The 8,437-nt window shown below is 42.3% G+C and carries 6 protein-coding genes and 1 riboswitch; of the genes, 5 read left to right on the forward strand and 1 reads right to left on the reverse strand.

The genetic code is table 11. The annotated features are described in order from the left end of the window. Window positions 1–805: 805 nt before the first annotated feature. Both O9295_RS23590 and O9295_RS23595 read left to right on the forward strand, forming a co-directional pair. Window positions 806–1,786, forward strand: a complete 981-nt coding sequence (locus O9295_RS23590) for a sodium-dependent bicarbonate transport family permease (RefSeq protein ID WP_288035744.1) — start codon at window positions 806–808, stop codon at window positions 1,784–1,786. Window positions 1,787–1,859: 73 nt separating this feature from the next. Next, window positions 1,860–2,177, forward strand: coding sequence for a P-II family nitrogen regulator (locus O9295_RS23595; protein WP_147070459.1), 318 nt, complete (start codon window positions 1,860–1,862; stop codon window positions 2,175–2,177). A gap of 154 nt (window positions 2,178–2,331) precedes the next feature. Here the strand turns inward: O9295_RS23595 and O9295_RS23600 are convergent, their stop codons facing one another. After that, the gene (locus O9295_RS23600; protein ID WP_002733879.1) at window positions 2,332–2,910 is read right to left on the reverse strand and encodes a DUF3172 domain-containing protein; all 579 of its coding nucleotides are present in this window, start codon (window positions 2,908–2,910) and stop codon (window positions 2,332–2,334) included. A 188-nt stretch (window positions 2,911–3,098) separates the two neighbouring features. Continuing rightward, window positions 3,099–3,229, forward strand: a riboswitch (cyclic di-AMP (ydaO/yuaA leader). Between the two features lie 230 nt (window positions 3,230–3,459). Between O9295_RS23600 and O9295_RS23605 the strand changes: the two genes are divergently transcribed. The 3 genes from O9295_RS23605 (at window position 3,460) to O9295_RS23615 (ending at window position 8,267) form a co-directional block, all read left to right on the forward strand. After that, entirely contained in the window at window positions 3,460–4,797 is a 1,338-nt protein-coding gene (locus tag O9295_RS23605) for an ArsB/NhaD family transporter (RefSeq protein WP_147070462.1), read from the forward strand. 107 nt (window positions 4,798–4,904) lie between these two features. Continuing rightward, window positions 4,905–6,074: a glycosyltransferase gene (locus O9295_RS23610; protein ID WP_288035749.1), complete on the forward strand. Its 1,170-nt coding sequence runs from the start codon at window positions 4,905–4,907 to the stop codon at window positions 6,072–6,074. A 177-nt stretch (window positions 6,075–6,251) separates the two neighbouring features. Then, window positions 6,252–8,267, forward strand: coding sequence for an ABC transporter ATP-binding protein (locus tag O9295_RS23615; protein ID WP_288035751.1), 2,016 nt, complete (start codon window positions 6,252–6,254; stop codon window positions 8,265–8,267). Window positions 8,268–8,437 lie beyond the last annotated feature (170 nt).

An 8,437-nucleotide genomic window follows, 5' to 3' on the forward strand; every position in this document is an offset into this window, starting at 1 on the left:
GTGGGGAGTGGGGTGTGGGGAGTGGGGTGTGGGGTGTGGGGTGTGGGGTGTGGGGTGTGGGGAGTGGGGTGTGGGGAGTGGGGAGTGGGGTGTGGGGTGTGGGGTGTGGGGTGTGGGGTGTGGGGTGTGGGGTGTGGGGTGTGGGGTGTGGGGTGTGGGGAGAAGGGAGAATAAATAAAAATAATCTCCTGTCTCCTGAATCCTGTCTCCTGAATCCAATGGTAGATGTGGGATTTTTGCAGGAGTTCTATTTTCTGACAAATATAAGCAAAAGTTATTTATTGACTGCAAAAACTTGAGAATATTTAAATTAACATTCCGCAATATTTATAAATTCTTAAGAATTAATTGAGAAAGATTTTTATTTAACAACGATGTTATCATAGTTACAGCGATTTTACTGAATTTCATAATGGGTTATTCTGTGCTTTTTTGGGCAGCAATGGTTGAAACCCTTGCCACACCTAGAAGGTGATCCTAATTAAAACGGTTAAATCAGTCAATTTCACCCACAACGATGATCTTTTTTTTGTGTAGTTTTATTGCAAAAAAAAAGTTTTTTTGACAAAAAGCACAAAGTATGATACTAACCCAAGTGATTCCTGGCTGCGAGTAATTATTGTAGAGGGGGAGAGGGGAGAAAAGCTGACGGTTTCAAGATAACTGATCACCGATCACTGAAACATCACCCATCTTAATTTTTTTGGGCGGCCATCGTTAAGCGTTTTAATCCGGTTCTTAACATTTTCCCAGTATTCTCAAAATCGAATAGTATAGATTGAAATAACTCAATGTACGCAAACCTATGGATGGCAGCTTAATCCTGTTCAATATTCTCAATCCGCCGGTTTTGTTCTTTTTCTTGGGAATGCTGGCAGTATTTTTTAAATCCGACCTAGAGATTCCCCAACCACTGCCTAAACTCTTTTCTCTCTATCTTTTGATGGCGATTGGTTTCAAGGGAGGTTATGAACTAGCGGAAAGTGGCATCAATAACCAAATCGCTTTAACTTTGATTGCCTCTGTGGTTATGGCTTGCATCGTTCCCATTTACACTTTCTTTATCCTGAAAATTAAACTCGATAGTGCCAATGCAGCAGCGATCGCCGCAGCCTATGGTTCCATTAGTGCCGTTACTTTCATCACCGCCAGTTCTTTTTTAGAAAAACTTCATATTTCCTATGGCGGTCACATGGTAGCGGCCTTAGCTTTAATGGAATCGCCGGCGATTGTAGTGGGTTTAATCCTGGTGCGAGTCTTTAAAGAGAAAAATGGCGAAGAAGAAGCGTTTTCTTGGTCAAAGGTTCTACATGAAGCCTTTTTAAATGGTTCGGTATTTCTCTTAGTCGGTAGTGTTGTTGTTGGTATGCTCACGGGGGAAAAAGGCTGGGAAAAATTAGAACCTTTTACTCAAGGGATTTTTTATGGTGCTTTAACTTTCTTTCTCCTGGATATGGGATTAGTGGCGGCGAAAAGAATCCGGGAATTAGGCAAAACTGGTTCTTTTCTCATCGGTTTTGCGGTATTCATTCCCGTCATCAATGCTATGGTGGGGATTCTCATCGCTAAGGTTCTCGGATTTGAACAGGGCAATGCTTTATTATTCGCTGTTTTGTGTGCCAGTGCCTCTTATATTGCTGTTCCTGCGGCCATGAGAATGACTGTTCCCGAAGCGAATCCTAGTTTATACGTTTCTATGGCCTTGGCTTTAACTTTTCCTTTCAATATCATCATCGGTATTCCTCTGTACCTAGAGATGATTAAAATCATTGGCTGTGGAGTCTAAAAGGCCCGGCGGTTTTTAAATAATTCCCGTCAAAATTGTTCTCTTGCACTTGTACCTTTTTTACTTAACTACCATGTTTGAATCCCCCCATCCTTCCCTACAAACTGTCAAAAAAGTGGACATAATTGTTAGTCATGCTTTTCTGGAAGAAACCTTAAGCGTTCTTGATGTTGTCGGAGTTTCCGGTTATACCGTCTTTGGCAGTACTTCGGGAAAAGGTGATCGAGGTTTATCCTGTGATGACTTGGATTGTGATTACAGTGGTAACTACATTATGACGGTTTGTAATAGTGACGAACAACTTGGTCGTCTGATCGATAAAGTTCAGCCTATTTTAAAAAAAGCTGGCGGAATTTTTGTGGTGACTACGGGCCAATGGCTAAGTCATTAGACCTCTCGTAAAAATCAAAAATTGTTCTGGTTGATTAGGAGTCAGTCCCGATGAAAAAATTTTCACCCCCACAGATGAAAGAGGTTTCTTTCCCTACACCCCACACCCCACACCCTACACCCTCTTTCAAGTCAGGAGAACGATCTTTTCCGGTTTAGAATTTATCTGTATCTGGTCTGGGGCCAACAGCACCGGCGGGATTAACAAAAAGATTGCCCCCGGCTTCATTTTGGAAGATACAATCGATTTTCGGTTTGCCTTCCAAGGGGCCGGTATAACCAAAGGTATTCATCCGGTTTTTACAACTTTGTACCTGCTGTCCATCGACTAATTTTTGTTGTTCTAAAATTGACCAGTTATTGCGTCGCAAAACGCAACCGGGTTGCATGACTGGTTGGGTAACAAAAACATTAAAGGGGTTAAGAGTGACATAAACCCGCAAATCGGTGACAATGGCACTGGCCCCAAATTGCACGCATAATTCCGCATTGGGGGCGCTGCGATCAATTACTTCTCGGGAAGCGACGTTTTCGGGGCTAAAATTAGCGGTAGAACTGAATACCAGACCGAGACCCACTCCTAGTACAAAAATACCACCAATCAGGGCGATCATGGCATAGTTCAATTTTGCCAATAGGCCTCCGGGGGACGAAGCGCGGGAGTCATCGCCATAGGAGCGGTCATAATCACGATCACGCGATCGGGGAGGAGTATAACGAGGTCTTCTATTCATCGAAATTTCTGTTGTGGCCGCTATGGCGGTCAGTCGTTAGCTATTAGCTTATCATTGTTCTATCCTAGCAACCCGGGGGATAACCGACAGGATAGGTCTAGTATAGAGCTATATCGTTTTTTTTGGGTTAGTATGCTATGGTGGATCACTAAACAGAGTAAGTCAGCCTAATCCAAGTTTCTATGCTAGATATTAGCTAGACAAATTCGGAGCGGAGGAACCACATTTGGGGGCGTATTTCTAGATTTTTTAGCCTAGAAAAGGATATCTCTCTATCCTAGCCCGTCAGCTAACTTCGTCGGCGTGGGGGGGAAGACTGAAACATCACTACATTCCTAGCAATGTCTTGATCGGTTCAGTTATGTCGCTGATACTACTTGATAGTCATAACTTACAGGAGACATTGTATATGGGGATTCTCATGCAGGTTCACCGATCACAACAATTTTAAGATTTTCCGTCGATAACCATATTTTTTGTGAGTTTGCTATATAGTTCGGGCAAACTTTTAGTCGTATCGAGAAACCGAAAGTAAAAACAGGATCAAAAATGCTGGAATCTTTACCAATGTGGATTGCTGCAATGACTTTTATTGCAGTCATTGTGGTGATTATGTTCGAGTGGCTTCATATTACCGTAGCGGCTTTACTGGGGGCTTTAATCTTAGTTTTTACCCATATCATGACTCTCCAGGAGGCGGTGGGTTATATCAGTCGCAGTTATGCCACTCTCGCCCTATTTTTTGGGGTAATGGTGTTAGTGAGAGCCTTTGAACCAACGAAAATTTTTGATTATTTAGCAGCACAAATGGTGCTTTTAGCCAAGGGACAGGGCAAATTATTACTAATAGGAATTGTCGCCATTACTACCCCAATCTGTGCGGTGTTACCCAACGCCACCACGGTGATGTTATTAGCCCCGCTGATTCCCCCCTTAGCTCAAGATATCGGTGTGGATTTTGTGCCGCTCTTAATCCTGATGGTTTTCGTAGCCAACAGTTCCGGATTATTAACGATTGTTGGTGATCCCGCTACTTATATCGTCGGTGATTCTATTAATATCACCTTCATGGAATACCTACAGCGCTTGAGTTTAGGTGGTGCCTTGGCAGTAATTACCATTCTGGTTATGTTACCTTGGTTATTCCCGAAAATCTGGCGGACAAAATTCGAGCATTTAGAAGAATTACCCCATCCGAAAATTAATCATCCTCGCGTCTTAGCTCTGGGGGGAATTATCGTCTTTTTAGTCTTATTTTTATTCGTCGTCGGTGAATCTTTTCCTGTACCCCTTGCTCCTGCGGCCGTTGCTTTGATGGGTGCCACTTTAGCCCTACTTTTAGCCCAGCAATCGAAAATCGATACGGTTCATAATATTCTCCGGGATGTGGACTGGAGTACCCTATTATTTTTCATGTCGATTTTTGTCCTAATTGGCGGCTTAGAAAAAACTGGTGTAGTTAATAGTTTATCGGGATTTCTGGCGATAATTTTAGGCAAAAATATCTTTTTAGGTTCTCTAGTCTTGCTGTTTTTTGTCGGTTTTATTTCCAGTGTAGTTCCGAATATTCCCCTAGTGGTGGCCATGGTTCCACTACTGAAACAGTACCTTGTTAATGTTAATTTAGTCGGGACAGAGGTTCTTTCTCCCGATTATGCCGGTTCTTTTCCCCCGGAAGTTTTACCGCTTTTCTACGCGATGATGTATGGGGCCACCCTAGGGGGTAATGGTACTTTAGTGGGGGCTTCTTCTAATATTGTCGCCGCCGGCATCGCTGAACAACACGGGGGCAAAATTACTTTTCATACCTTTCTGCGCTACGGTTTACCAGTGATGTTTACTCAGTTAGTCGTCTCGGCAATGTATATGTTAATTTTCTTTGTCTAGTCTATCTCTGGGGGGCATTAATGTTAAGTTCGCCTAAGATTGACAAAAACCTTAACATTGATTAACATTCTCCTATCGTGCTAGATAATCTGGATTGATCGGCGATCGTGAACAAAAAAATCTCTGTTTTAGCACCAGATTTATCCGGTGGTGGTGGCACAAGAGTCTATTTGATTGCTCAAGTCTTGCAACAGCTAAACTGTCAGGTGACGGTCTATGGCCCGATTTTTGGCCGGGAAATCTATCCAACCCCACCGGGGAATTTACCGGTGGTATCGGTCAAAGGCAATAATTATCCCCAGTTTTTTGGCCAGATCAAAACTTTACTCGATCGCCTCTCCGGAGAGATTATCTATGCGGTTAAACCCCGTCCCACCAGTTTCGGCATCGGTTTACTGAAACGTTTTTTTTCCCCACGTCCCCTAATTCTCGATATTGACGATTGGGAAATGAGTTGGTTTGGTGGCGATCAATGGTCCTATCGTCCTCATCCCCGACAATTAGCTAGGGATATCCTCAAAAAAAATGGTGCGCTTAGGGACCCGAATCACCCTCTCTATCTGCGTTGGATGGAAAATTTAATTAACCGCGCTGATGCGGTGACGGTTAATAATCAATTTTTGCAAAAGCGCTATGGGGGGATTTATTTACCGAATGGCAAGGATACGCAACTTTTCGATCCCAATCTCTACGATCCCGTCGCTTGTCGTCAAAAATACGGTTTATCTGCCTATAAAGTCTTAATGTTCCCGGGTACGGCTAGACCCCACAAAGGTTTAGAAGATGTCTTAATCGCTTTAGATCAAATTGGTGATCCTGATTTTAAATTGGTGGTGGTGGGTGGTCGCCAAATCGGGGATGGCTATCTGGATAGTTTGCTAGAAAAAGGTCAACCTTGGTTAATTCATTTACCTGCTCAACCGCTCGAGCGAATGCCGGAAGTTGTGGCCGCTGCTCATGCTATTATCGTTCCCCAGAGGGATGAAGCCACGGCTAACGCCCAATTTCCGATTAAACTCACCGATGGTATGGCGATGGCTAAACCGATTATTTCCACTAAAGTGGCAGATATTCCCGAAATTTTAGCTGATATTGGCTATTTAGTCGAACCTCGATCGCCAGAGCAACTAGCTGTCATAATTAGAGAAGTTTTTAATCATCTCGACTCGGCTAATGCACGAGGACTAAAAGCCAGAGAGCGCTGTATCGCCTCCTATAGTACCACCGCCATGGCGACAACTCTCTCTGGCATAATTACTTCTCTGGAAGGGAAATAAGTAGGTGGGTGGAATTAAATATAAGATGAACGTAGGTTGGGTTGAAGCATGAAACCCAACGCCCGATCATGTTACGCTACCGCTAACCCATCCTACAAATAATTGTGCCTCCCTACTTATTAGATTGTAGCGAGTAGGATAATTGACCGTTGACTATTTACTTTATTACTTATAGCGATGAATCCTAATCAAATTCTCCTTAAATATACGCTGAAACACTGGGTATTAGTGGTTTCCAGCATTGTTATCGGCTTTGTCAGTACCGTATTTAATGGGGTAGGAACTGTTTTAGTTATCCCCTTACTAATTTCTTTTATTAATCCCGAAAATGATATCTTAAAAAATGCCCCCCAAATTATCAAAAAGCTGCTCTCCGTTTTCGAGGTTTTCTCGGTCGATACTCGTTTTTTCTGGATGTTTGCGGCGATATTAGGGATTTTAATTCTCAAGCATATTACCAATTTTGTCAGTAATTTGTTAGGAACTTACTTGTCTTTGATTATGTCCAAAGATATGCGAATTGATTCAGTTATTCTGCTGCTAGAAGTGGATATAGATTATTATGTAAAAAGTAAAATAGGAGATATTTTTAATCGTTTCATGTCGGAGATTAATCGAGCCGTGGGATCAATTAGAAATTACATAAACCTGATTAAGATTATCGGCACAGCTTTCATGTACTTAGCTATTTTATTATCAATTTCTTGGCAATTAACTATTCTTTCTAGTGTTTTGGGTGGCTTTTTAGGTCTGCTTAATCAATACTTTGTCAAGAGAGCGAAAAAGTTTGGAGAGATTATCACCGTAACGGCTAAACAGCAAACTAATAAACTGTTGGAACTGTTAATGGGAATTCGCCTAATTAAAGCGGTAGGCAATGAAAGATACGAATTAGAATCTATTGTGGAAGATATAGAAGCCCGGGAGAAAGCGGGTTTAGATGCCCAGACTAATAATGCTGTAATCGCTCCGCTCAATGAGATCGGTGGGGTAATTATTATTGCTTTAATTATCATTGCTGGTCGTTATCTTTTTAATGAACAACTGCAAGCTTTAGCGACAATTTTATTGACCTATCTCTATGTACTTTTCCGGGCCCTGCCGATAGTTGGTCAGATTAACGGTGCTAGGAGTAGTCTATTGGGTGATGTTTCCGCAGTAGAAATAGTAGCGGATTTTCTCATTCGAGAGAATAAACCATTTATGAGCAATGGCTCTATTCCCTATCAAAGATTAGAGACAGGCATTCATTTTGATAACGTCCAATTTTCCTATCCCGGTCATCAAGAATTAGTTCTCAAGGGCATCGATCTTTGGATTCCAAAAGGAAAAATGATCGCTCTTGTTGGTGCTTCGGGGGCTGGAAAATCGACAATTGCTGATTTATTACCACGCTTTTATGATCCTACAGCCGGGAGGATTCTTTTTGACGGTCACGATTTACGGGATTATGAGATCAAATCTCTGAGAAAAGCCATGGGAATAGTCAGTCAAGACACTTTTCTCTTTAATAATTCTCTCCGTTTTAATATTGCCTACGGATTAAGCGATGTGAGTGATGCAGAAATTTTAGCAGCGACAAAAAGGGCGAATGCCTACGAGTTTATCTGCAAACTGCCGGAAGGACTGGATACGGAAATTGGCGATCGGGGAGTGAGACTTTCGGGGGGACAAAAACAAAGATTAGCGATCGCTCGGGCCTTACTGCGAGATCCAGATCTTCTCATTCTCGATGAAGCCACCAGTGCTTTGGATACAATTTCTGAGCGTTTAGTACAGGAAGCGATCGATGAACTCTGTCGCGAGCGGACTACTCTTGTGATCGCTCACCGTCTTTCCACTGTTCAAAAAGCCTATCAAATTGTGGTGCTGGACAAGGGAAAAGTGGCAGAAATCGGCAATCATGAGGAATTATTAGCTCAAGGTGGTCATTATGCCCGTTTACACGCTCTGCAATTTAGTGATAGCAAAGAGGCCGACTCTAAGAATAGGGAAGATGAGCAAAAAAGAAAAGCTTATTTATCCTACGAAGCGAGAAGTAGTCTTAATAGTCTTTTAGGTTCTCTGCGTCTAGTATCTGAAGATTTAATCGAAGATTCTCAGGAGAAACAGGAAATTTTAGAAGAATCCTGTAGTTCAGCCATGCGACTTCTCCATATTATCGAAGACTACGAGTATTCCTCGACTCGATAGCTCTCCTGCAAAAATCAAAAATTGTTGTCATAGTTAGTAAAAGTATAGTCAAATATAGACAGACTGAATTCCATTTCAGAAATTCCTTTCACTTTTACTTCGAGAGATTGATTCTCCTTGGGTGAACTACGCACCTCTCTATCCCATAGCGGTTAAACGCATTTGGGAAT

Source organism: Microcystis sp. LE18-22.4A (assembly GCF_027531105.1).
Taxonomy (GTDB): Bacteria; Cyanobacteriota; Cyanobacteriia; order Cyanobacteriales; family Microcystaceae; genus Microcystis; species Microcystis aeruginosa.

Coding starts and splice junctions, on each gene's coding strand:
- O9295_RS23590 (WP_288035744.1), top strand. CDS start 806: ATGGATGGCAGCTTAATCCTGTTCAATATTCTCAATCCGCCGGTTTTG.
- O9295_RS23595 (WP_147070459.1), top strand. CDS start 1,860: ATGTTTGAATCCCCCCATCCTTCCCTACAAACTGTCAAAAAAGTGGAC.
- O9295_RS23600 (WP_002733879.1), bottom strand. CDS start 2,910: ATGAATAGAAGACCTCGTTATACTCCTCCCCGATCGCGTGATCGTGAT.
- O9295_RS23605 (WP_147070462.1), top strand. CDS start 3,460: ATGCTGGAATCTTTACCAATGTGGATTGCTGCAATGACTTTTATTGCA.
- O9295_RS23615 (WP_288035751.1), top strand. CDS start 6,252: ATGAATCCTAATCAAATTCTCCTTAAATATACGCTGAAACACTGGGTA.